The organism is Bacteroidota bacterium, from assembly GCA_017303975.1.
In the GTDB taxonomy this organism is placed as follows: Bacteria; Bacteroidota; Bacteroidia; order JAFLBG01; family JAFLBG01; genus JAFLBG01.
Map to the genome: position 1 here is coordinate 35,858 of JAFLBG010000007.1, position 25,327 is coordinate 61,184.

General features: G+C 36.7%; 16 protein-coding genes. 12 read left to right on the plus strand and 4 right to left on the minus strand.

Annotated features, from left to right (window positions below; genetic code table 11):
- Window positions 1–8: 8 nt before the first annotated feature.
- From J0M08_04215 to J0M08_04235, 5 genes are all read left to right on the plus strand, one after another.
- Entirely contained in the window at window positions 9–3,185 is a 3,177-nt protein-coding gene (locus tag J0M08_04215) for a gliding motility-associated C-terminal domain-containing protein (GenBank protein ID MBN8702244.1), read from the plus strand.
- A gap of 295 nt (window positions 3,186–3,480) precedes the next feature.
- The gene (locus tag J0M08_04220) at window positions 3,481–5,322 is read left to right on the plus strand and encodes a T9SS type A sorting domain-containing protein (protein MBN8702245.1); all 1,842 of its coding nucleotides are present in this window, start codon (window positions 3,481–3,483) and stop codon (window positions 5,320–5,322) included.
- A gap of 406 nt (window positions 5,323–5,728) precedes the next feature.
- Window positions 5,729–13,945: a T9SS type A sorting domain-containing protein gene (locus J0M08_04225; GenBank protein MBN8702246.1), complete on the plus strand. Its 8,217-nt coding sequence runs from the start codon at window positions 5,729–5,731 to the stop codon at window positions 13,943–13,945.
- 15 nt (window positions 13,946–13,960) lie between these two features.
- Complete coding sequence (locus tag J0M08_04230; GenBank protein ID MBN8702247.1) at window positions 13,961–14,137, plus strand: hypothetical protein; 177 nt, start codon at window positions 13,961–13,963, stop codon at window positions 14,135–14,137.
- A 43-nt stretch (window positions 14,138–14,180) separates the two neighbouring features.
- On the plus strand, window positions 14,181–14,852 hold the full coding sequence (locus tag J0M08_04235) for a T9SS type A sorting domain-containing protein (protein MBN8702248.1): 672 nt from the start codon (window positions 14,181–14,183) through the stop codon (window positions 14,850–14,852).
- Window positions 14,853–14,902: 50 nt separating this feature from the next.
- Here the strand turns inward: J0M08_04235 and ruvC are convergent, their stop codons facing one another.
- Complete coding sequence (gene ruvC, locus J0M08_04240) at window positions 14,903–15,409, minus strand: crossover junction endodeoxyribonuclease RuvC (protein ID MBN8702249.1); 507 nt, start codon at window positions 15,407–15,409, stop codon at window positions 14,903–14,905.
- 157 nt (window positions 15,410–15,566) lie between these two features.
- On the opposite strand from ruvC, the gene J0M08_04245 reads away from it, so the two are divergent.
- The 6 genes from J0M08_04245 to J0M08_04270 are packed head-to-tail and all read left to right on the plus strand — an operon-like array spanning window position 15,567 to window position 20,573.
- Window positions 15,567–16,706: a glycosyltransferase gene (locus J0M08_04245; protein MBN8702250.1), complete on the plus strand. Its 1,140-nt coding sequence runs from the start codon at window positions 15,567–15,569 to the stop codon at window positions 16,704–16,706.
- A gap of 1 nt (window position 16,707) precedes the next feature.
- Window positions 16,708–17,979: an ABC transporter permease gene (locus J0M08_04250; GenBank protein MBN8702251.1), complete on the plus strand. Its 1,272-nt coding sequence runs from the start codon at window positions 16,708–16,710 to the stop codon at window positions 17,977–17,979.
- A 2-nt stretch (window positions 17,980–17,981) separates the two neighbouring features.
- The gene (locus J0M08_04255; GenBank protein ID MBN8702252.1) at window positions 17,982–18,623 is read left to right on the plus strand and encodes a 4'-phosphopantetheinyl transferase superfamily protein; all 642 of its coding nucleotides are present in this window, start codon (window positions 17,982–17,984) and stop codon (window positions 18,621–18,623) included.
- A 47-nt stretch (window positions 18,624–18,670) separates the two neighbouring features.
- Window positions 18,671–19,354, plus strand: coding sequence for a phosphoglycerol geranylgeranyltransferase (locus J0M08_04260; GenBank protein MBN8702253.1), 684 nt, complete (start codon window positions 18,671–18,673; stop codon window positions 19,352–19,354).
- Between the two features lie 23 nt (window positions 19,355–19,377).
- On the plus strand, window positions 19,378–20,010 hold the full coding sequence (locus tag J0M08_04265; GenBank protein MBN8702254.1) for a thiamine phosphate synthase: 633 nt from the start codon (window positions 19,378–19,380) through the stop codon (window positions 20,008–20,010).
- Window positions 20,010–20,573, plus strand: a complete 564-nt coding sequence (locus J0M08_04270; GenBank protein ID MBN8702255.1) for a DNA-3-methyladenine glycosylase I — start codon at window positions 20,010–20,012, stop codon at window positions 20,571–20,573. The genes J0M08_04265 and J0M08_04270 overlap by 1 nt, the downstream gene beginning before the upstream one ends.
- Window positions 20,574–20,579: 6 nt before the next feature.
- Here J0M08_04270 and J0M08_04275 read toward each other — a convergent pair whose 3' ends face one another.
- Both J0M08_04275 and kynU read right to left on the minus strand, forming a co-directional pair.
- Window positions 20,580–21,920, minus strand: coding sequence for an FAD-dependent monooxygenase (locus J0M08_04275; protein ID MBN8702256.1), 1,341 nt, complete (start codon window positions 21,918–21,920; stop codon window positions 20,580–20,582).
- A gap of 148 nt (window positions 21,921–22,068) precedes the next feature.
- Window positions 22,069–23,361, minus strand: coding sequence for a kynureninase (gene kynU / locus J0M08_04280; GenBank protein ID MBN8702257.1), 1,293 nt, complete (start codon window positions 23,359–23,361; stop codon window positions 22,069–22,071).
- A 69-nt stretch (window positions 23,362–23,430) separates the two neighbouring features.
- On the opposite strand from kynU, the gene hemL reads away from it, so the two are divergent.
- Window positions 23,431–24,738 carry a glutamate-1-semialdehyde 2,1-aminomutase gene (gene hemL, locus J0M08_04285; GenBank protein MBN8702258.1) on the plus strand — a complete coding sequence of 436 codons (1,308 nt, stop codon included), beginning with the start codon at window positions 23,431–23,433 and terminating at the stop codon, window positions 24,736–24,738.
- On the opposite strand, the gene J0M08_04290 is transcribed toward hemL, so the two are convergent.
- Window positions 24,710–25,201 carry a RecX family transcriptional regulator gene (locus J0M08_04290; protein MBN8702259.1) on the minus strand — a complete coding sequence of 164 codons (492 nt, stop codon included), beginning with the start codon at window positions 25,199–25,201 and terminating at the stop codon, window positions 24,710–24,712. The two genes, hemL and J0M08_04290, sit on opposite strands and share 29 nt — an antisense overlap.
- Window positions 25,202–25,327: the final 126 nt, after the last annotated feature.

Genomic DNA, 25,327 nt, shown 5'->3' on the forward strand with positions numbered 1-25,327 from the left:
ATCTTAAAATGTGTATTCCGTTAAAATCTAGTTGCTCATATCTTACAATTTTGTTTCTATTCTTTTTTGCGTCATCTTTTTCAGAAAAGAACGAATGGTCTAAGTTAGCACCATTTAATGAAGAAGTGTGGATACAGAATAATGGTGAGTTTGCTAACCTTGTGCCGGATATAACTGATACAGTTTTGTTTTATACACGTAATGAAGGTGTAATTACATATCTTACCCCCACAACTCTTTCGTATGTGTATATTGAGCAAGTTATTGACGATGCACTTTATGAAACGTGGGGAAGAAGAGAGCACAGAAAAGGGCAAGCTCCTTCCGAGCCCAAAATAGACAAAAGCAAAATTGCTAAGCACATAAAGCATTTGTTTGCTTGGGAGTGGGTAGGGGCGAATAGAACGCCTGCCATTGTTACGTTGCAATCACAAAAACAATATTATATAAACCATAACCCGTCTCGAAAAATAACTACTAAATCGAATTGTTATAAAAAAATTATTCTTGAAAATATATATCCCAATATTGACATAGAATATATAGTTGGGAATAAAGGAAGAGTAAAATATAATGTAGTAGTTCATGCTGGTGCATCCATAGCTAATATTAAATTAGTGCAACACGGATTTGATAAGCCACGCTTAACCACCAGTGGACAAGCTGAATACAAGTCTCCGGTAGGAGTATTTATTCACGATGTGCCATATACGTACAATATAAAATCAAAAAAGAAAATTTATAGCAGTTATAAATTGGTAAATGATACTCTTTCGTTTTTAGTTGAAAGTTATAATAGAGAACAAGATATTGTAATCGACCCATGGGTTAGCAATCCTTTGTTTCCTAATCAGAATGAGGTGTATGATGTTGCAGCAGATTCTGCTGGAAATGTGTGGGCCTATGGAAGCAATTTATTCAAGGTGCTAAAAAAATACGATGTGAATGGTAATTTGCTATGGACATTGAGTACGAATACACTTGGTTATGCAGGTGTTAAAGGTCTTGGAGATATTGATGTAGATAAGGGAGGGAGTTGTTATATGAGCGAAAACAATGTTTACTATAAGATTGATGCGTTGGGAAATGTTGTATATGGTCCAATTTTTTCTCCAGTAGGAGCTCAAGGAGAAAGTTTTTTTAGAATGCGATTAAGTTCCGATGAAAAGTCGGTATTTGGTTTTGGGGCCGCTAATTATGGAAATATTTATAAATATAAGTCGTATAACGGAAATCAATCGTTAGATTGTATTACAGGTAATTTAAACACTCCCGAGCTTAGAGCGGCTGTAGTATCACCCAGCGGAAAAATATTTTCGGTAAGTACCAATTCTATTGTAAATGTGCCATCTGCCCGAATAGCAATATTCAATAAGGATGGAAATTATATTAAAGATATTCCAACAAAAGGAATTTATCCGTATCACTCAGGTAATGGCAATGCAACTTACATTAATACGCTCTATTTTTTTATGCACAATGGCATTGCTGCCAATTGTACTCAGCTATGTGTGTTTGATGGTGATACGCTAGCTAAATACGATACTTCCGGAACATTTATTAATTATACCACAGTAAACCAAGCTGTGCAAGGAGCTGTGTTGGCATTTGATACTGTTAAAAGTTCCGGCTTGCTGATGGATAATTGCAACAACACATTTTTAGGTACGATATGGGGAATTCAGCAGTACGACAATGCCTTAAATTTTGTAACGCTAATTCCAACTACGGGAGCTGTGTTTGATATGGATTGGCTGCAAAATGGGAGCATTGCTGCCGGAGGAGAAAATTTTGTTGGAGTTTTTTCAAATCCGTCAGCTTGTGCCGCATTATATTGTGTTCCGGATATTGATACCTCTGTAGTATTTTCCTATACTGTTTTTCCGGAAGGCTGTTCATCAAATTCGGGGAAAATTAGTTTCGATGTAAATTCTGCGATGCCATTTTATTACATAATTACAGGAAATGACACAGCCGCTCCAATTTACTACCATGTAACACCAGGAAGCACAACTTCACTATCTGATTCCATTTTGAATCTTCCAGCAGGAACCTATCAAATAGAAGTTGGTGTATCTGCATCTCAATCGTTTATATGCATTCCTAAGTCGTATTCTTATTTAATTACAATAGAAAAAAGTGATAGTCTTGTGGCATCTATTAGCTCATCAGGAAGTGTTTGCGGCAATGCGTGTAACGGTATTCTTACTGGTACTGTTGTTGCCGGTGCCCCTCCGTACCAATTTAGTTGGTCTAATGGGGAAACGAGTTCTGTAAGTACAAACCTATGTGCGGGTACTTACTCCCTTCAGGTTGTAGATAATAAAGGGTGTACAACTACTGTAATTTCTACTATAACCGCTAGCCCATCATTTAGTGTTACTCTTGATGCCAATAAAACCGAAAGTTGTGGTCCAGCTTGTGTTACATTTACTGCTGCAACTAATCCGTATGGAGTTGGTGTAAATTATGTTTGGAAACTAGACAATGGTAGTGCTGTATCTAGTACTATAGATACTAGTAGTAAATGCTATACCTCAGTAGGAAATTATTGTCCAACAGTTACTGTAAGTAATTCGCTGGGGTGCTCTGTGAGTGCGAAGCTCCAAGATACTATACGAATAAATGATACACCTACTTCTCATTTTATTGTACTGCCATCTGAAATAACTGCTTTAAACCCAACTGTACAGTGCGAAAATCTTTCTACGGGGTATTCTAATTTGGTGTGGAATTTTAATGATCCCAATAATGCGAATGCCGTCTATGCGAATGTTGAAAATCCTATGCATTCTTATTCCGATACCGGAACGTATTGTATTACACAAGTAGCTTATGCTGAGAATGGTTGTGTAGATAGCTCTTTTATGTGTATTGTCATTCAACCCGATTTTACTTTTTATGCTCCAAATTCTTTTACACCCAATGGAGATGGAGTAAATGATTTTTTGGGTGTCCACGGAATAGGAATTGCAGAGTTTCAGTTATCTGTTTTCGATCGTTGGGGCAGTGAAATTTTTACTACCGGAAAAGTATCTTCTATTAGTTTGGCTCTTCCTTGGGATGGGAAAGCAAACAATGGTAGTAAAATTGCGCAACAAGACATATATGTATGGCAATGTAGCATAACTGATGTGTTTGATGTAAAACATTCCTATACAGGTCATGTGGCATTAATAAGGTAGAATTGGTATTGATAATTTCTTTCATACCCACCTGATACATAAAATTATTTTATTGATTTAAAAAGGACTCAGAGGTAATTTGGATTATCAACTTCGTTTTTTTCAAAAATATTTTTTCGAATTGCTCACCACTCAACCTCCAATCTGCCTTATATAATTTTAATTTTCTGCTTCTAAGTATCAGGTAGTTATATTTTTTTGTTTCGTACCCAATCTCCAATCTGAGCCAAAATTAGATTTGACAAGGGGTGTAGCGCTAGTATATATTTGCAGCAACTTAACCAAAAAGTAGAAAATGAAAGCAAAACAACTAGCCTCCATGCTGGCAATAGCAGCATTGGGTTATACCTCCAATTCTAAAGCACAAGCTACTGTAAATTGGAAGCAAACCTTTAACCAAGATTTGTTTACCTACGTAGAAGAAAATACAGCCAATTATTTTTCTGATAATATTATTGATACCATTGCCGGTAAGCTGTACTATTTATCACAAGAACACATAGATAATTTTCAACGCGACTTTGATCCTTCTGTAGGAAAAAAGATGCTAGCGTCTGATGTTTTGGCAGCCTACGAAACCTCTAACGGAAAGTTAAGCTGGGCAAAACAAATAGATATTGCCGCGCCTAATTCGTTTGTACATGTACACGAAATAGCACCGGTAAATAAACTAGCCGGTATGTATGTTGTAGGTGGATTTGCAGGAAAGTTTAAATATGAGAACACAATATTAACAGCCAAAAATCAATTGTATAATTATTTAGAGTCTAAAGATATTTTTATGTTGCGTTTGAATGCAAGCGGAGGTTTAGCAAGCAAAGCAAGCATTAGACCGCTAAACACAGGAGGAAGATCTAGCTTACAAGTGGAGGCAACTACTACCGATAGAAATGGAAGCTTAGTAATGGTAATTCGTAACAACAGCGAAGATGCAGATTGGTTCGACATAAACCCTGCTGCTGCTGTAAAAAAAGTGTACATGCAATACAATGATTTGCTAGTTGTGAAATACGACATCAATCTAAACTATCTAAATCATATGGTGCTAAAATCTAATTCGGAGAATTTTATACAAGTAACCGATGTAGATTGCGATCCTTCAAAAAACATTGTGATATCGGGCTATTTAAGTTGTGGGCTTAATTCATATATTGATGTTGATCCTTCCGCAACAAGTACCAAACAAGCAGCATTGAACAATTCATTTCTGATGTTAAAATACAATGCAAATCTTACCTATGCTTGGCACAAACAGTTGCAACGTTATGATGCGATTTATAGCGAAATTAACACGCACATTGATGCAACAGGAACTATTTTGTTGGCAGGACATTTAGATGAGAATCAACTAATAGATTTAACTCCTAGTAAAACAGTTATGGCTACCGCTAATAACACTACCATTTTTATAGCTAAGTATAACAAGAACGGAAATTATATTTCTCATTTTGAAGACAACCTGCAAGGAGTTCCTTCTATGTTAGGAAAGCATTTTACCTCTTATATGGACCCTAAAGGTGCTATTGTATATGGCACCAGTTTGGCAAACACAAGCTTTAACGGAGAAGATTTGTATATGTCTAAAATTAGAACTGCAGGGTTGTATGCTGTAGTTTGGAAAAACAGAATTCAAGCTAAAGTAGGGTCTTCAGCGTCAGGATTTGTTACAGCGCAGCTTCCCAATATCGTAACATATAAATCGGCAGTGTATGTTACTTCTTTATTATCTAAAGGAGAATATAAGCTACTAGCTTCTAATCCTATGATAACTGCAAAAGTAACAACCGATGATGCTTCATTTATTTGTAAATATACCTTGCCTGCTTTGGCCCTATCACCGGAAGATCAAGTAGAAGATAACAATAGCCTTGCTTATAAAACAATGCAAGAGGAAAATGTATCTGCACTAACTGTTTATCCGAATCCTGCTACCGAAGTACTTAATGTAACTTGTACACTTAGAGAGAACGAAACCGCAGCACTTACTATTTACAATGTAAATGGCACGATTGTAAAAACTACTTCTTTGTCAGAAGCGACTACAACTCTCAACATCTCCGAACTACCTGTAGGAATGTACTTTGTAGAGGTGGTAGTGAATAATACGAAAGAAATTAAAAAGCTAATTAAAGATTAACAATAGAGAGTTGAGCGTTGAAAAGTAGTCTATTTGTTGATTGTTGCACTAGTTTTTAACTAATATACTAACAGGTCCGCAAGATAAAATTTCGTAAAACCTAGCGTTTGAATGTATCTGTTCTGTACTGCTTGTTTAGAACAAGAAAACAATAACATAACATTGCAGATAGACAGATGTGAGTTTGTAATTATACTTCTTTTAGGTGTTGTTTATAGATGATAAAATTATTAATATGAAATGTTAATTGTTTTTAATAAGTTGAAAAACAATTAAATAAATGATTATAATATGCTTTAAAAGTGAGACAAAATTGAAAAATAAATTTGACATGACATGTGTTTCAAATTAAATTTGCGCAATTAGTATTTGAAGCACTAACATAACTTTTTATACCATAACTCCCATGAATACTATTCGACTATTTACTATCGGTTTGCTATTTTTCGCCTTCACAGCGATAAAAGCTCAACTTATAACAGTTTCAAATCCCAATGGCGGAGAGTCTTTATCGGCATGTACTGTATATAATATATCCTGGACAGCCAGCGCAACATCGGGCTTCTATTCGGTTGATTACTCTATTGATGGTGGTGTAAGTTGGACATCCTTAGCTACCAATCTTTCTGCCACCAATTATTTATGGACAGTTCCCAATACGTTTTCATCCAATTGTCTTGTTAAGGTGTCCGATTTTAATAACACAAATATTTCTGATCAAAGTAATGGCGCTTTTACTATAACATCGTCTCTTATACTTACTTCTCCCAATGGTGGAGAATCTTGGCAAGTGGGAGGTCCTGCACAAAATATTACTTGGACTGCCAACGGAACAAGTGCAAACTTAACGATTGAATATTCAACCAATGCAGGCTCTACGTGGAGTACCCTTACAACATCGGCTCTTGCATCAAGTGGTACATACGCTTGGACAATTCCAAATACTCCATCTACACAAGCACTAGTTCGTATTAAGGATAATATAAATGCTTCTTGTAAAATTGATGCAAGCAATAATTTGTTTACTATATCTCCTCCTACACATAGCATTTCTGTTACTTTCCCTAATTTAGGCGGAACATTTTATGTAGGAAACTCATATAATATTACCTGGACAAGCCAATATGTTACTTCGCCTGTAAAAATTGACTATTCAACAGATAATGGTTCTACTTGGAATACAATAACCGGTTCAACACCAAACACGGGTTCTTTTAATTGGACTATTCCGAATACACTAACCACTACAGCGCTTGTTCGTGTAAGCGAAGTTGGGAGCCCTTCTGTATTTGATATAAGTAATGTCCCCTTCACTATTACATTGCCAACAATTACTATTACTTCTCCTAACGGAGGCGAAATAAGATATATAGGAAATGTGTATCCAGTAACATGGACAAGCCAAGCGGTTGTTTCAAGTTTTGTAAAAATTGAATATTCTGCCGATAACGGTTCTACTTGGAATACGGTTATAAACTCTACTGCTAACAACGGAACTTATTCTTGGGCAGTGCCCAATAATGTATCTACCAACGCACTTATTCGAATAAGCGAAGCGGGAAATTCAATTATAAACGATATTAGCGATGCAGTGTTTACAATTAAACAGCCTACAATAACAGTAACTACACCCAATGGAGGGGAAACTTGGCTAACAAATACATCTCAATCAATAAAATGGACTAGTGCAGGTCTTACTACTAACGCAGTTAAAATAGAAATATCATTAGATAATGGTATTACCTGGATTGGCGTAATTAGCTCTACTCCTAATGATGGTGTTCATCCATATGCAGTTGGAAGTACCACCACTACTAATGCTTTGGTAAGAATATCGGAAGTAGCAAATCCAAACATTAATGATGTAAGTGATGCTGTATTTACAATAGCACCATCTACCATTACAGTAACAAGCCCTAATGGAGGAGAAGTGTTAATAGGTTGCACAAATCAAAATATTAATTGGACTCCGGTCGGAACATCAAAATTCTATAATCTAGCTTATTCGCTGAACAATGGTTCTAGCTGGAGTACCATAACCACAAATTATGCCTGTCCAAGTGGCGGATGTACAGGTAATGCGGGAAGTATATTGCTGATGGGTGGCAGTAACCAAACTCGTACAGAGTGTTCGGGGAAATTATTTGACAACGGTGGTGGAAATAATTATACTAACAGCTTCAATGGACAAATAACAATATCGCCCACTGGAGCTACCGCAGTTACCCTATCTTTCCTCAATTTCAGTACCGAATTAGGTGCAGATCGCTTATGGATTTATGATGGCTCAAGTACAAATGATCCTTTAATAGGGATTTATTCAGGCGCTTCTTTGCCCAATGGTGGAACAATAACTAGCTCTACTGGGTCGGTTACGCTTAAGTTTACTACCAATGCAGCTACCATGGATGCGGGCTTTGAGTTAAACTGGACAGGAACAAACGTATCTCCTTGTAATTATATATGGAATCTTCCCAATAGCCCAACTAATCAGGCATTGGTACGTGTAGTAGATGCAAACAATTCATCAACTCGCGATTCGAGCGATGCCACCTTTACGATAAAACCACCGGTAGTTGTAACAGCTGCCAACGGAGGAGAAAGCTGGCAAGGAAATACTACACAACAAATAACTTGGACACAAGAAGCCGGAGCAAGCAATGTGTGGAATATTGATTATTCAACCAATGGTGGTACCAACTGGACTAGTGTTGCAAATAATGTTACCATTACGACAGGTCAATACAATTGGCTATTACCAAATACTCCATCAAATACATGTAAGGTGAGGGTAAGAGATGCAAACTCATCTTGTAGAACAGACATAAGTAATAGCACATTTACTATTACCCCTGCAACACATTTGGTAACTGTTACAGCGCCTAATGGAGGAGAGAACTGGTATGTGGGAAGCGTGTATCCAATAACTTGGACAAGTCAATTTTTTACATCACAATTTGTTGCCTTAGAATATTCAATAGACAATGGTACTACCTGGTTGAATATAGCTACATCGGCAACTAACAACGGAACGTATAATTGGACTCTCCCAAATACTCCATCAACTACCGCACTGGTAAGAGTAAGCGAGTTTGGCATTCCTAGTGTAAATGATATTAGCGATGCAGTATTTACAATTAAATTACCAACTATTACAGTAACCACTCCCAACGGAGGAGAGACGTGGTATAACAATACCTCCAAATCCATAACATGGACTAGCGCTGGTCTTACAACTAATACCGTTAAAATAGAATATTCATTAGATAATGGAACTACTTGGAATGTAGTAGTTAATTCCACGCCTAATGATGGGTCACATTCGTGGACTCTTGGGTCTTCTACATCTACACAAGCATTAGTAAGAATATCTGAAGTAGCAAATCCAAACATTAAAGATGTAAGTGATGCTGTATTTACCATAGCACCATCTACCATTACAGTAACAAGCCCTAATGGAGGAGAGTTGTTGATAGGCTGTTCGAATCAAAATATAAATTGGACACCGGTGGGTACATCAAACAAATACAACATAGAATATTCATCTAATAATGGTAACACTTGGACTACAGAGGTGTCAAATTATACTTGTGTGCCGGCAAGCTGCACGAGTAATGCAGGTAATGTATTGCTTATTAATGGAACTACAATGCGTACAGAATGTTATGGCAAATTGCTCGATAATGGTGGAGTAGGTTCTTATGCTAATAGTTCTAGTGGAATAATAACAATCACTCCGGCAGGAGCAACAGCAGTTACGTTATCATTTTTAAGTTTTGCTACAGAACTTAATTTCGATCGATTATATATTTACGATGGTCCAACCACAAGCTCTCCTTTAATGGGAATTTATTCGGGAAACACTTTGCCTAATGGAGGTACAATAATTAGTTCAACAGGATCTATCACACTTCATTTTATAACTAACGCGACTAATCAGAATGCCGGATTCGAGATAAATTGGTCTGGTACAAATTTATCTCCATGTACTTACCCTTGGTCTTTGACTAGTACTGGCATGACACAAGCATTAGTAAGAGTAGTAGATGCAAATAATTCATCAACACGCGATTCAAGTGATGCCACCTTTACAGTAAAAACACCGGTAACTCTTACCGCCCCAAATGGTGGCGAAAGCTGGCAGGGTAATACCACGCAGCAAATAACTTGGACACAAGAAGCCGGAGCAAGCAATGTGTGGAATATATATTACACCACAAATGGCGGAGGAAACTGGACTAGCATAACAAGTAATGCCACCATTACCAATGGTCAATACAGTTGGTTGGTTCCGAACATTCCATCAGGTAATTGTAAAGTTCAAGTTAGAGATGCGCAAGCGGCTTGTCGTAGTGATTTAAGTAACAGCACATTTACTATTACTCCTGCTACACACATGGTAAATCTTACAGCGCCCAATGGAGGTCAAAATTGGTATGTGGGAAGTACGTATCCAATAACTTGGACAAGCCAGTTTTTTACATCCACATTTGTGGCGTTAGAATATTCTATAGATAATGGTGCTACCTGGTTGAATATAGCTACATCAGCTACCAACAACGGAACGTATAATTGGACCGTACCAAATACTACATCGAATACAGCATTGGTGCGCGTAAGTGAGTTTGGCATTCCATCCGTAAATGATGTAAGTGATGCTGTATTTACGATTAGCCCTGCAATTAATGTTGTTGCACCCAACGGAGGAGAAAATGTAGGAAGCTGTACATCTACCAGTATTATTTGGGTTGCTGGAGGATGCTCTGGTTCGTATAAACTAGAGTATTCGATTAACGGAGGAATAACTTGGAATGGAATTTTATCCAGTTATACAGCGGTGGGAACCGGAACATGCTCATATACTTGGATTGCACCAAACTCTCCATCAACAAATGTATTGGTTAGAGTTTCTGATGCAACTAATACAAATAAAGTAGATCAAAGCAATGCAGCGTTCAACGTTACTCCGGCTATTGTAGTTACACAGCCAAATGTGGGAGGAAGTTACACAATAGGCTCGTTATTAAATATAAACTGGACTTCTAGTGGAGTATCTAATTTTTATAATATTGATTATTCTGTTAACAATGGATCAACATGGAATAATATTGCCTTCAACCAGAACATAACATCCAACACGTATGCTTGGACAGTGCCAAATAGTCCGACTACAATGGCTTTGGTAAGAGTAGTGGATAATGTGAACACCTGTAAGAAAGATCAAAGCGATGTGGTGTTTACAATTACAAACACCGCAACGCCAATTACCGTGATAACTCCAAATGGTGGAGAAAATTGGCAAGCATGTACTACGCAAACTATTACATGGACAGCTAGCGGTACATCACAATCATACAACCTTGATTATTCAACTAATGGCGGATCTACTTGGACTTCTATTGCCAACAACTACAATGCTACAGGGAATACGTGTATGTATAGTTGGTTTATTCCTAACGCTATTTCATCGAATGTATTGGTAAAAGTTACAGATGCGAATAACTCAGGTTTTGTAGATCAAAGTAATGCTACATTTACAATTTCGACTTCTGGTAATCCTTCCGTAAGCATTCTTGCTTCTGGTACTTCTATTTGTGCTGGGAGTGCTGTAACATTTACAGCTAACCCTTTTAATGGAGGCTTGAATCCGAATTATCAGTGGAAAATAAATGGAACTAATGCCGGAACAAATTCAACTGTATTTACTACATCAACTTTAGCCAATAACGATGCCGTTTCTGTAGTGATGACAACTAGTACCACTTGTGCAACCACTTCGGCTACATCGAATATTATTACTATAACTGTTACTCCGGTTGTGTCAGCATCAGTAAGTATTTCATCTAGTGGTGCAAATATATGTGCCGGTGCATTGGTGTCGTTTACTGCTGCTGCAACTAATACGGGAACAAATCCTGTTTATCAGTGGAAGGTAAATGGAAATAATGTTGGCTTAAATTCAGGATTGTATTCATCTTCATCATTGAACAATAATGATGTAGTTTCACTAGGGCTTACTTCTAATGCAGCCTGTGTTACTAATTCTACAGTTGTTTCAAACTCAATAAACATAACTGTTTCAACCCCTGTAACAGCATCGGTAAGCATTGTTTCAAGTGGTGCAAATATTTGTAGTGGCTCTACAGTAACATTTACGGCTACAGCAATTAATGGAGGAGGAAATCCAACCTATCAATGGAAAGTAAATAATTTGAATGTGGGAACAAACAGCAGCATATTTACTTCAACAACATTAACCAATAATGATGCGGTGCGTGTAGTACTTCTTTCTAATGCTGGCTGTGTAACCAATGCAACAGTTACATCAGCAGCTATTACCATGACCGTGAATTCATCTGTAACTGCATCTATAAGTATTGTATCAAGCGGGGCAAATATATGCGCTGGAACAAATGCAACCTTTACTGCTACTGCGATAAATGGTGGCACTAATCCAATGTATCAATGGAAAATTAATGGAAGTAACGTTGGCACAAATGCGGCAATATTCAACTCTACTACATTATCCAATAACGATTTGGTAACATGTCAACTGCTATCTAATGCTTTGTGTGTGCTGGGTTCACCGGCTACATCAAATGCAATAACTATGGCGGTAAGCACACCTGTAACGGCATCGGTAACTATATCTTCTAGTAGTTCTAATATATGCAGTGGCTCTTTGGTAACTTTTTCGGCATCAGCTATAAATGGAGGAACAAATCCGCAGTATCAATGGAAGCTAAATAACCTAAATGCTGGAACGAATAGCGCACTATATACCTCAACAGTATTGAGTAATGGTGATGTCATAAAAGTTGTAGTTACTTCTAATGCTGCATGTGTTACAAGCACAACAGTTACTTCGAATTTAATTACCATGAGTGTTACTCCATCTTTAACACCTTCGGTATCTATTTCGTCTTCCGGAGCAACTATTTGTTCAGGTAGTACTGTTGGGTTTACAGCAACAGCTCTAAATGGTGGTGTTAATCCAGCATACCAGTGGAAAGTAAATGGAACAAATGTTGGAACGAACAGCACAACCTATTCATCAACAAATTGGAATACAAATGATATAGTATTGTGTGAACTCACTTCTAATGCGGTTTGTACAACAAATGCAACAGCGTTTTCAAATACCATTTCTATTAGTGTTAGTAATCCTCAAACCCCCGCTGTCAATATTGCATCATCGGCAACCGCAATATGTGGAGGTGGTTCGGTAACCTTTACCGCAACACCTACAAATGGAGGTGCTAGCCCAACTTATCAATGGAAAGTAAATGGAAATAATGTAGGTATGAATAATCCAATATATATTTCTAACACATTGAACAATAATGATACTGTAAGTTGCGAGCTCACATCTAACGCGGCTTGTGTAATAAGTTCAAACGCAGTATCAAATAAGGTAGTAATTACCGTTACAACATCGGTAAATGCATCGGTAGCCATTGTTTCATCAAGTACTACAGTGTGTGCCGGAACGATAATATCTTTTACCGCAACAGCCACAAATGAGGGAATAAATCCACAGTATCAATGGAAGGTAAATGGGAATAATAGTGGAGCAAATAGTTCGGTGTATGCGTCAGCCAGTTTTAATAACGGAGATGTAATAATGTGTGAAATGATTTCAAGTGCCGCATGTGTATTAAATGCAACCGTAACATCTAGTCCAATTAGTGTTACTATTTATGCAGCACCAACTCTTACCGTGACAGCTTCTGCAACAAAAATTTGCGATGGACAAAATACAACCATAAGTGCTTCCGGTGCAGCAAATTTAAGTTGGAGTGATGGTATACAAAATGGAGTTCCGTTTATACCTACCACTACACATACCTACTCTGTAGTTGGCACAAACGGTGGTGTTTGTACTGCAAACAGTATAATAACCGTAACAGTAATACCTATGCCTAATGTTGTATTAACTGGTCCAGACAATGCCGTGTGTTCCGGTACTGCCAATGTATTAAGTGCTTCAGGGGCTTCCTATTTCAATTGGAAGCCAATTGGTCAGTCGGGCCCGACTGTAAATGTTACACCAACTGTAACGACAACATATACTGTAGTTGGTGTAAATGGAGGTTTGTGTACCGATACAAAAACACTACTCGTATTGGTAAATCCATTGCCAAATGTAGCACTTACTCTTTCAAATATAGATACGTTGTGCTATGGTAACAATACGTATGGATTAATAGGCGGTACACCTGCAGGTGGTACTTATAGTGGTACGGGTGTGGTGCTTGGTTGGTTTGATGTGCAGTTGGCCGGATTAGGATTGCACCCTGTTTCATATTCTTATACTGATACCAATGGGTGTGTAAATACAGCTACAGACAATATTTGGGTAGATGCTTGCAATGGAACAGAAGAGGTAGAAACTATTTTTGTCAAAATGTATCCAAATCCGGCTTATGATTATATAACGATAGAAAGTAATTCTGAAATATCGATTACTCTTTACGATTCGCATGCTAAAACACTGTATACAACTCAAAGTTCAGACAATGCCACCAGTATTGATATTAGCGAGTTGCCTGTTGGGGTATATGGATTAAGAATAGCCGACAAAGAAAAAGTAGTACAAAAAAAGTTTGTGAAAATGTATTAATGAAAACCATTTATTATGAAATTAGAAACGAAAAACCTCCTTCTTCTTTTTATTTTCGTATCGCTTATACTTAAAGCCCAAATTAATAATCCTAGTTTTGAAAATTGGTCGGGTGTTATTCCAAATGATTGGAATACATATAATCAGTATTTAGGTCAAGGAATTCCCATTTACTGCATACCTTATAAATGACCCGTCATATTCATATGTGATGTGGGGGAATCGTGCAATTAGTTTGCGAACTAAAGCTTGTGGCAATTGTATTCCAACTGGTATTTATGACGATTCTATTTTACCTGGAATTATAGCCCAACATACCGCTATTAATTTTCGACCTATTAATTTAAGTTTTTGGGCAGATTATATTCCAACGGCAACTGGAGATGTTGTAGATTCTGCGCAAGCGGTTTCATATCTTTCTCGATGGAATACACTAACAAATTCTAGGGATACAATCGCGTATTTTGACATGCCAATATCTGCTCACCTCATCATAGGTTGGCGTTATGTTAAAGGTGATTACAATTATCTAAGTTCTCTAGTTCCAGATTCCTTATTTGTTGAGTTTCGATCTAGTTCGAAAAAATATGGTGGTGCAACCAGTTCAGGTACATATCTAAATTTGGACAACATACAACTATCATCATTGCAGCTTAGTGTTGAAAAAAATACAAACAATAAGTTTTTAATTTACCCTACACTTGCGTCAGATGAGTTTAAGGTAATATCAAATTTATTTGCAACTGGAACGGCAAGGGTTTACAATTACTCCGGAGTGCTTGTGAAGAAGCAGTTGATTACTTCTTCAGAAACTACAATAAATATCCAAGATTTACTTCCAGGTATTTACATTGTAGAAGTACCGATTGAGGGTGCTAAAGAAGTTCGTAAAATAGTCAAGCAATAAAAATTTAGAATAAATTAAATATCCTCCAATTAAAGTGTATTTGAATCTAGTTACTTTGCAATCTTATTCGGATTTTCATTCAAAAAAGATTTCCACCCTGAAAAAGTTTTTGTTTTAATTGGAGAATTTGATTGAAAGTGATGGCATACTGCAGCAGCTAACCCATCGGTTGCATCAAGGTATTTAATCTCTTGATCTATTTTTAATAAGGAGTGTAGCATAGCGGCAATTTGTTCTTTAGAAGAATTGCCATTTCCTGTAATTGATAGTTTTATTTTTTTAGGAGAATACTCAAAGATTGGAATGTTTTTATACAATGCAGCTGCAATGGCCACACCTTGAGCTCTTCCCAGTTTTAACATAGATTGTACATTTTTTCCGAAAAAAGGAGCTTCAATTGCTAGTTCATCGGGCTTGTGCAACTCAATTATTTCTACGGTGCGCTCAAATATTTTTTTTAGTTTGCTTCCGTGGTCATCATCACTTGGCAGTTTTAATACGCCAATGTCAAGAAAATTCATTTTGTTAGATAACACATGAATTAAGCCATATCCCATTATATTTGTACCGGGATCTATGCCTAATATTACCTTATCTGAATTTTTATTTTTAGTAGGTTGTATCACGTTTTAAAGGGGACTTGATTGTTGTAAATTAACTAAATACTTGCTTTTAGCCAAACAAGGGTTTCGCTAAAGAATAATATAGTTGAAAATGGAAAGTATAGTTTTCTTGTTTTCTGTAGCTTATGTTGCACTTTCACTTATGCTGCTGTATAAGTGGTATAGTTGGCAAGAGGAGCTGCTGTTGAATGAAAATGAAACACTCCCTACTCACATTTCTGTTCTTGTTGCAGCACGAAACGAAGAAAAATCAATATCAAAACTCTTGGATTGTTTGATTGCACAAAGTTATCCTCAAAGCCATTTCGAAATAATTGTTATAGATGATCATTCAACAGATGGAACTGTTGATATTGTTGAATCATACAAAAAGCGTCTTCCGAACCTTAAAGTAGTTGAGCTGGAAAAGGTTTTGCCAATCCGTACCGGGAAAAAAAGTGCAATTGAAGTGGGAGTGCAACAATCCTCAGGAGTACTAATTGCTCAAACGGATGCCGATTGTGTGCTAACTAAAGATTGGCTTACACTACAAAACAATTTTTATTGTAAACATAAACCCAAACTGATTGTAGGTCCGGTTTTAATTAAAGAATCAAAATCCGTGCTTGCAAATTTTCAAGTTTTTGAATCGTTTGTTCTTTTGTTGGTAACTGCCGTTTCTGTTAAAACAAAAAAATATTTTTTGTGTAATGGAGCTAATCTTTTTTATGAAAAAGACGCCTTTCTTGCAGTAAAGGGATTTGAGGGAGCAAATGAAACATTGTCTGGAGATGACATTTTTTTACTAAAAAAATTCAGCCAACAGTTTAAAAACTCAATTTTGTTTGTTAAAAATAATTCTTTTTTTGTCGAAACAAATCCCCAAGAACAGTTTGCTGGATTTTTGTTACAACGAGCCAGGTGGGCGTCCAAGACATTTTTGGTAAAAAATGGATATAATACGGCAACTGCATTTTTTGTAGTTCTAAGCAATGTTTTATTTTTTATTTCTTTATTAAATCTATTTTGGAGTTCGCTTTATTTCTTGATTTTTATTTTACTAAAAATTTGTTGTGATTATCTTTTGGGAGCTTCCGTCTCAAAATTTTACAAGCAGAAATTCAACATTTTTAAGTTTATTATAAATGAGTTTTTATATTTACCTTATAGCCTAATTGTATTTTTTGTAGCATTATTTCCTCAAAAAATTATGTGGAAAGGCAGAAAAATAGTTAGTACTTCAAGAGTGTAGTATGTTTTTATTTAGAAAAAAAAAGAGAGACAATACAGCAGGCTCCGCCTCTAAATCACTTTCTTATTATACGTGGGGACGATTAAGAAAAAACAAGCTTGCAATGGCCGGCTTGTGGGTAATTGCGATTGCCTTGCTTATTTCTATTTTGGGATATTTAATTACTCCGGATTCAACCCCACATGCAAACGACCAAATGCTGGAGCTGGCCATAAAAAGTCCTGGATTTGAAGTAAAAATGCTCAAGATTAAAAAGAATCAAGAAGACGTGCGTGTTGGTATTTTTGAAAAAATGCTGTTTGGGGAACCTAATAACTATAAGCTAGTACCTATTTATAACTATAAATTCGAAGGAAGTTATATTGTTTGCGAGGAGTATACCGGATCTGAGCCCAATAATGGTGCTGAAATACGCTTTAATATAGTTGATGTGGTGTATGCCTTGAGTCCAATAAACACGGGCGTTTTGCGCAATGGAAATGATATTGAGTTTTATGAATTAAATAAGTCATCCGCAACCAAAACATCTGTTACAGCGGTGCAATCCGAAATAGAGGAGAATAATATTATCACAAAGAAGTATATTTTAGGAACTGACCGGTCTGGACGAGATTTACTAAGCAGATTATTTATCGGAACACGTGTGTCATTAGCAGTTGGTTTTATTTCTGTTGTTATTTCTATTTTTATTGGAATATTAATGGGCTCAATATCCGGATTTTACCGAGGTGCAGTAGATAATGTGATTATGTGGATAATAAACGTAGTGTGGTCTATCCCAACTCTTTTATTAGTAATTGCAATTACGCTGATACTTGGAAAAGGTTTTTGGCAAGTGTTTGTTGCCGTTGGCTTAACAATGTGGGTAGAGGTGGCACGTGTAATTCGCGGACAAATACTAGGTATTCGCGAACAAGATTTTGTAGAAGCTGGCCGAGCATTGGGTTATACGAATAAACGAATAATCATTAAGCACATTCTGCCTAATGTATTAGGTCCAGTAATTGTTATTGCAGCATCTAATTTTGCTTCCGCAATTTTGATTGAAGCAGGACTTAGTTTTTTAGGTATTGGTGCTCAACCACCTATTTCATCATGGGGGTCAATGATTAATGCGCATAGAGGTTATATAATAGTAGATGCTGCTTATCTCGCATTTATTCCCGGGATTGCTATTATGTTGTTGGTGCTTGCATTTACCATGGTAGGCAATGGATTGCGCGATGCAATAGATTCGAGAAGTGTAGATAACGATAATGTAATGGGATATTAACTATGCCCTTGACAGCCCACTGGAAAATAGATGCAGGCATTATTGCGTTATGGAATATTACGGAGTCGCAAGATGAATTACTTGAATTTGCTAAGTTGTCAGAGAAAGAAAAACAACAATTAGGCATTGTGCAGCATCCATCAAAACGATTACAGTCTATCGCATCAAGAGCACTTATAAAAAAACAATTTTCCAATTTTGATCCAGCTCCGGAAATTTTACTCGACAAAAACAGAAAGCCCTATATTGCAAATAGCAATGTTAATATATCTATAAGTCATACTAAAAATACTGCTGCTTGCATTTTTCATTTTAATAAGCAAGTGGGTATAGACATTGAATATTGTAATAGAAATATAGATGACATCAAACATAAGTTTTTGTCAGAAGACGAACTTGTTTCATTGGAGAAGACTATCGACAAGAACAACTTTCTATATACATCTTGGTGTTGCAAAGAAAGTTTATATAAGGCATTTGGAGGAAATGGCATTGGCTTGCGTGAACATATTTCAGTTTCATACTCCGATTCTAAGCTGCAAACTGGAACAGGCGAAATAAATTTTAACAACAGTCGTACGCTTTATGATATTTTTACAAGAAAAATAGATAATTTAATTGTGTCGTGGGCGATAGAGAAATAACAATATATAATTGCATTGAAAAGAAGTGTACGCTGAGAATTCCTCAAATTGCGGTACTTATAGATCCGGATAAAACTGATTATTTGGCAGAACTAGTTACTATAATTAATCAAACACCTGTCGATTTTGTTTTGGTGGGCGGAAGTAAGTTGACGAAAAATAATTTTTCAGAATGTGTGTTATATTTAAAAACAAATCTAACGATTCCTGTTATTATTTTTCCGGGGGGGTACGAGCAAATTGATAGAATAGCAGATGCTATCTTGCTTCCATCTGTTCTTTCAGGTAGAAATGCGGATTATTTGATTGGCATACAAACAATAATGGCCCCTAAAATAGCGGAGGCTAAACTGGAAGTAATTTCTACAGGCTATTTACTAATTGATGGACGAAAAAATAGCTCTACCTTACAAGTTACACAAACCAAACCTATAGCAGAAGATGACTATAACACCGCTTGTGATACGGCTTTGGCAGGAGAAATGTTAGGGATGAAATTGATATATTTGGAGGCAGGAAGCGGAGCCGAGCAAACAGTAAACTCAATGATGATAGAGAAAGTTAAGAGTAAAGTAAGTATCCCACTTCTTGTAGGTGGAGGTATAAACTCTCCAGAAAAAGCAATTAGAGCTATTGAGGCAGGAGCTGATGTAATCGTAGTAGGAAATGCCTTAGAGGTAAACCCAGGCGTGCTTCGAAATATTTGTAACGCAATTAAAAAAAGCAACTAACTTAATGTAAGATACAAGGACCTATGAAATTAATTGTAATAACCAGTTCGCAAAAAAACATAGAGAACGAAACCCAAATCGTAACAAAGCTTTTTGAGTCGGGGCTCGAGACATTGCATCTAAGAAAGCCGAGGTATTCTACCAAGCAGCTAACTCAGTATATTCAAGAGATTCCGGTGCACTTTCATAACCGTATTATAATCCATTCGCATCATAATTTGGCGTGGAAATTTAAACTAAAAGGAATACACCTTACCCGATCACACCGTAACAAAAAGCTTGGAACATGGCTTACTATAAAAATTGCAAAGTATAAAAACAAAAATTTATTAATAACGGCATCACATAGAAGGCTCTCTGGGTTATTTGAAGAAACGGAGCAGTTTGATTATGTTTTTTTGAGCCCGATTTTTGATAGTCTTACCAGCAATTATCAATCCGGATTTACAGAACATAGTTTGCGTTCGGCATTAGAAAAGCTTCCGCTAAAAGTTGTTGCTCGCGGTGGTGTAGATTTAAATACTGCCCATAAGGTTAAAGACATTGGTTTTGTTGGAATGGCCTTGTTTAGTGGGTTGTGGAAAAAAGCCGACCCTGTAAAAGAGTTTAATGCGATTGTAAATAAACTTACCGAGTTAGGAATAAAAATAGAATAATGGCGAAGAATGAAAAAGTACGCTGTGATTGGTGTTTAAAAGAACCAATTTATATTGCCTATCATGATGAAGAATGGGGGGTACCTGTACATGATGATACCAAATTATTTGAGTTTTTAATTTTAGAAAGTTTTCAGGCGGGATTAAGTTGGCTTACAGTACTTAAAAAGAGAGAGAATTTTCGTAAGGCGTTTGTGAATTACGATGCCCAAAAAATTGCAAAGTTTGATACGAAAAAAGTAGAGCTATTAATGCAAGATGCAGGAATTATCCGCAATAGGCTTAAGATAGAAGCGGCTGTGAACAATGCCAAATGCTTTTTACAAATACAAAAGGAATTTGGTTCTTTTGATAAGTACATGTGGAGTTTTGTAGATTATAAGCCTATTGTAAACAAAAGAAAATCACTAAAAGAACTTCCGGCAAAAACGGATATAAGCGATTTAATGAGTAAAGACATGGGAAAGCGAGGCTTTAAATTTAGAGGCTCTACGATTTGCTACGCTTTTATGCAGGCGGTAGGTATGGTAAACGACCACCTAGATACATGTTGGAAAAAATAAGCAATACTATAATTCTGAAAGAATAGCTTTTTCCACTTCTTCACTTTCCCATATTTTTTCAATATTGGGGAGTGCCATAATTTTTTGCATAATTGCTTCCTGACGCATTCCTTCCCTTAAAGCCTTTGAATATCTAATGTCTGGGCTGTACGTAACCATTGTATATAAAGGAATCCACTTGTCTGGATATTTTTGACTAAAACGGGCTTCTATTTTTTTCTGTAATAAAAATTTCGGGTCGGCTGTGCGATCTCTCATTTCAATAAAATTTGCAACAGCCAAGTCGGCAATTGCATCTCCGTCAGGTTTTCGAAGCTCTTGGTATTCGGCAAATATTTTTTCCCAATTTTCATGATGCTTGTCAATCAATTTATCAAGAACATAACAATCTTCAAATCCACAGTTCATTCCTTGTCCGTAAAACGGAACAATAGCATGTGCTGCATCGCCAATCAGTGCTAATTTGTCTTCATGTACCCAAGGGAAACATTTTACGGTAACCAATGATGATACAGGATTTGCAAAGTAGTCGTGCTCTAGTGTAGGCATTAGTTGAACTGCATCTGGAAATGTTTTATTGAAGAAGTCGAACATTTTTTCTTTGGTATCTAAAGCAGCAAAAGATTTTTCTCCCTCAAACGGAAAGAATAAGGTACAGGTAAAACTTTTGTCCATATTAGGTAAGGCAATAAGCATAAACTCTCCTCTTGGCCATATGTGCAGCGCATGTTCTTCCATTGCAAATTTTCCATCTGCAGTAGGAGGGATAGTTAATTCTTTATACCCGTGCTTCAAATAAAACTGTTGGTAGTCAAATTTATCTGTAGACAATTGCATTTGTAAGCGTCCTGCAGAAAATGCACCATCAGAACTGATAATTCTATCCGATTTTATTTCGGTGATTTTTTTTGTTTCGTTGTTTTCAAAAAATGCCGTGGTGTTTTTTAAGTCTATGTTTGTACACCGTTCATTAAAAAACATATCAACCCCGCTCTTCTCTGCCAAATCCATCAGTACACAATTTAATCCACCGCGAGAGACGGAATAGATAGCTTGCTCTTCTTTGCCATATGGTTGGAAAACAAGAGAACTATCCAAGTGATGAATCATACGTCCTTTCATTGCAATGGCAACCTTTTTAATTTCATCTGCAATGCCAACACCTGCTAACCCTCTCCACCCTCTGTCGCTTAGTGCTAAATTAATTGATTTTCCTGCCGACATTCTGTTCTTACGCATATCAGATCTGCGCTCGAAAACAGAAACCGTATAACCTCGTTTTTTTAAATAGATGGATAATAATGAACCAACTAAACCGGCTCCTACAAGTGTAATTTTTTTGCTCATATTTTTGTTCTGTTTGAATATATTTTGTAATCTATGTTGTTTGCAACTGCCCATCTTTAGAAGGGAAAGTCATTTCATTATTCCTCTCCTTGGAAAGGACTTTATTGCATTATTCCCCTCCAAGGAGGGGTTAGAGGTAGGTTTTATTCTATTCATTTATTAATAAATGCTTCAACACTTTTCCAAATAAAAAAACGTCTTCAAAATTATTGTACAATGGAACAGGTGCTAATCGTATTACATTTGGTTCGCGCCAATCGGGCACTACACCATGGCTCAATAATTGTTCATATAATTTTTTCCCTTTGCCATGTGCAACAACAGATACTTGACACCCTTTTTCTTGGTGTGATTTAGGTGTGATTATTTCTAAACTAAATTTAGAATGAGTCTTTTGTAAATCAGAATTTATGTCTTCAATAACAAACCATAAATAATCACTCAACCTACGACTCTTGCTAATCAGTGCATTCATTCCTACTTCTGTAAAAATGTCTAGAGCCGCTTTGTGCGCAGCCATTGAAAGTATAGGCGCATTGCTCATTTGCCAGGCTTCTGCTGTTTCTATTGGCACAAACCCTTTCTCCATTTTAAAACGATTTTCTTTGTTGTGTCCCCACCAGCCGGCAAGTCTATGTATATTTTTATTTTTATGATGTTTTTCATGCACAAAAGCACCTGCAACAGAGCCCGGCCCGGAGTTTAAATATTTATACGAGCACCAACAAGCAAAATCAACATTCCAGTCATGCAGTTTTAATGCGATGTTTCCCGCTGCATGCGCCAAGTCAAATCCAACATGTGCGCCAACTCCATGACTGGCTTTGGTTATAGTTTCCATGTCAAACACCTGCCCGGTAAAGTAATTGACACCGCCAATCGTAATCAGTGCAAGGCTTTCGGAATGTTGCTCAATTTGAAATAAAATATCTTCTGTTCGAATAGTATATTCTCCTTCTCTAGGTGCAACTTCGATAATGGCATCTTCAGGGTTAAACCCGTGTAGGCGCACTTGAGACTCTAATGCGTACTGATCAGAAGGAAAAGCCTTTGCTTCGCATAAAATTTTATAACGTTGCTTTGTTGGTTGATAAAAGGAAATGAGCAATAAATGTAAGTTTACAGTAAGCTGGTTCATTGCAACCACCTCTGTAGGCTTTGCCCCAACTAGTTTTGCTAGGGGTTCTGCAAATTGCTCGTGATAGGAAAGCCATGGTTTTCGGGAATGGAAATGACCTTCTACACCAAATGTAGCCCAATCTTCCAGTTCATTCAACACATAATCTTGAGTTGTTTTTGGCTGCAAGCCTAATGAGTTTCCTGTAAAGTAAAGAACATTATGTCCTCCAAATTGTGGAAAGTAGAATTTTTCTCGGTATTGTTTTAATGAATCTGCTTTATCTTGTTGTTGCGCAAATTCAAGTGTGTTTTCAAATTTCATACAGTACTAAATTAAAACAATCAAATATATATCTTTGTTACTTATAATGTTTATGATATATCTCAATTTATGGCTACTATAACACAGAAAAAAACAGATAGTTCCGAGCAGTTATTTTTAAATGCGAAAAAATATTTTCCGGGAGGGGTGAATTCTCCTGTGCGCGCTTTTCGTTCTGTAGGCGGAACACCTTTGTTTATTGAGCGTGGCAGCGGAGCTTACATTTGGGATGCAGATGGCAATAAATATATTGACTACTGCTGCTCTTGGGGGCCTTTAATTTTAGGGCATGCGCATCCAAAAATTGTAGATGCTGTTAAAACAGCCGTAGAGAGAGGAAGTTCATTTGGTGCACCAACAGCATTGGAAAATAAATTAGCTGAATTAATTTTAAATAATAATAAATTTATAGAAAAGCTGCGCTTTGTAAGTTCGGGTACAGAGGCTGTAATGAGCGCAATTCGTTTGGCAAGAGGATATACTGGCAGAACAAAAATTTTAAAATTTGAAGGTTGTTACCACGGACATTCAGATTCTTTATTGGTTAAAGCAGGTTCCGGATTAGTAACATTTGGCAACACTTCATCAGCGGGTGTTCCACAAAGTTTTGTTGATGAAACAATTGTTGTTTCCTTAAATAATAAACAAGCAATCGAAGAAGCATTCTCAAAATTTAAAAATGAAATTGCGTGTGTAATAATTGAACCCATTCCAGCAAACAATGGATTGCTCTTGCAAGGTAAAGAGTATTTGCAGTTTTTGCGAGAGATATGCACGCAGAACAACTCCCTGCTGATTTTTGACGAAGTTATTTCCGGCTTTAGGGTTGGATTTGAAGGAGCTGCCGGTTATTACGATGTACACCCAGATATAATTACCTACGGAAAAATTATTGGAGGGGGCTTGCCTGTAGGGATGTATGGTGCGAGCGAAAGAATTATGAGTAAAATTTCTCCGGATGGAGATGTCTATCAAGCAGGCACATTGTCCGGGAATCCGGTTGCAATGGCAGCAGGAATAGCTCAATTAACAGAATGCTTAAAGCCCAACTTTTATAAAGAGTTACAAGAAAAAACAAATTACTTTATTGTAAAAGTAAATGAGTTGTGCGCTGCGTATGCGTCTAAATTTAAAATTTTCTCTATAGGGTCTATATACTGGATTGCCTTCACCGATAAGCCTTCTATTAAAACAGCCGAAGAAATTGATGGGAATAGCATGAGTCATTTTAAATCATTTTATCATGCTCTATTGCAACGAGGTATCTACTTGGGACCATCAGGATACGAAGTAGGGTTTGTTTCGGAGGCACATACATACAGCGATTTGGATGCAACGGCAGCTGCATTTAAAGAGGCTTTTGCGGAAGCTTTTTAACTTCTTTAAAAACGCTATCTAGCTCAAATCCTCTCGATATCAAATATCGAATTGTTTTTTCTGTTTTCTTTTTTATGTCAACTTCTTTAAGCGAGCTCCATTTTTTTTGTGCAAGCGTTTGTAGTTTCTCTGCATGAAAATCGGTTGTGTAATCTGCAAATGCTGATTCTATTAGAGCAGAGTCGACTCTTTTTTGTTTTAGATGAGATGTTATTTTTCTCACCCCCCAGTTTTGATTCAACTTGCTTTTTACAAATAATTTTACATAACGTTCTTCATTAAGAAAACGTTCTTTTATAAGAAAGTCAATAGCGCTTTTTATGGCTGTTGAAGTGGAGGTCCACGATTTTAATTTTTCTTCTACCTCATAAGTGCAGCGCTCTCTATAGGTACAGTACTTAACAATTTTATCTAAAATTTTTTCTTCAGGTATGTTTTTTTTAGATGAATTGTTGTACTGCATAGTAACGCAAGTTTACAAAATTAGCACCGCATTACAATCGTAGATTTATTTAGTAATTCATAGGATGTTTGGATATAGCAATTTACATTCTAGTCCCCCTGAGCGGATCCGAAGGGTGTGCGTGTT

Bases quoted from the DNA above. Each gene is read 5' to 3' on its own strand.
- J0M08_04215 (MBN8702244.1), top strand. From the start codon at position 9: ATGTGTATTCCGTTAAAATCTAGTTGCTCATATCTTACAATTTTGTTT.
- J0M08_04220 (MBN8702245.1), top strand. From the start codon at position 3,481: ATGAAAGCAAAACAACTAGCCTCCATGCTGGCAATAGCAGCATTGGGT.
- J0M08_04225 (MBN8702246.1), top strand. From the start codon at position 5,729: ATGAATACTATTCGACTATTTACTATCGGTTTGCTATTTTTCGCCTTC.
- J0M08_04230 (MBN8702247.1), top strand. From the start codon at position 13,961: ATGAAATTAGAAACGAAAAACCTCCTTCTTCTTTTTATTTTCGTATCG.
- ruvC (MBN8702249.1), bottom strand. From the start codon at position 15,409: ATGGGATATGGCTTAATTCATGTGTTATCTAACAAAATGAATTTTCTT.
- J0M08_04245 (MBN8702250.1), top strand. From the start codon at position 15,567: ATGGAAAGTATAGTTTTCTTGTTTTCTGTAGCTTATGTTGCACTTTCA.
- J0M08_04250 (MBN8702251.1), top strand. From the start codon at position 16,708: ATGTTTTTATTTAGAAAAAAAAAGAGAGACAATACAGCAGGCTCCGCC.
- J0M08_04255 (MBN8702252.1), top strand. From the start codon at position 17,982: ATGCCCTTGACAGCCCACTGGAAAATAGATGCAGGCATTATTGCGTTA.
- J0M08_04265 (MBN8702254.1), top strand. From the start codon at position 19,378: ATGAAATTAATTGTAATAACCAGTTCGCAAAAAAACATAGAGAACGAA.
- J0M08_04270 (MBN8702255.1), top strand. From the start codon at position 20,010: ATGGCGAAGAATGAAAAAGTACGCTGTGATTGGTGTTTAAAAGAACCA.
- J0M08_04275 (MBN8702256.1), bottom strand. From the start codon at position 21,920: ATGAGCAAAAAAATTACACTTGTAGGAGCCGGTTTAGTTGGTTCATTA.
- kynU (MBN8702257.1), bottom strand. From the start codon at position 23,361: ATGAAATTTGAAAACACACTTGAATTTGCGCAACAACAAGATAAAGCA.
- hemL (MBN8702258.1), top strand. From the start codon at position 23,431: ATGGCTACTATAACACAGAAAAAAACAGATAGTTCCGAGCAGTTATTT.
- J0M08_04290 (MBN8702259.1), bottom strand. From the start codon at position 25,201: ATGCAGTACAACAATTCATCTAAAAAAAACATACCTGAAGAAAAAATT.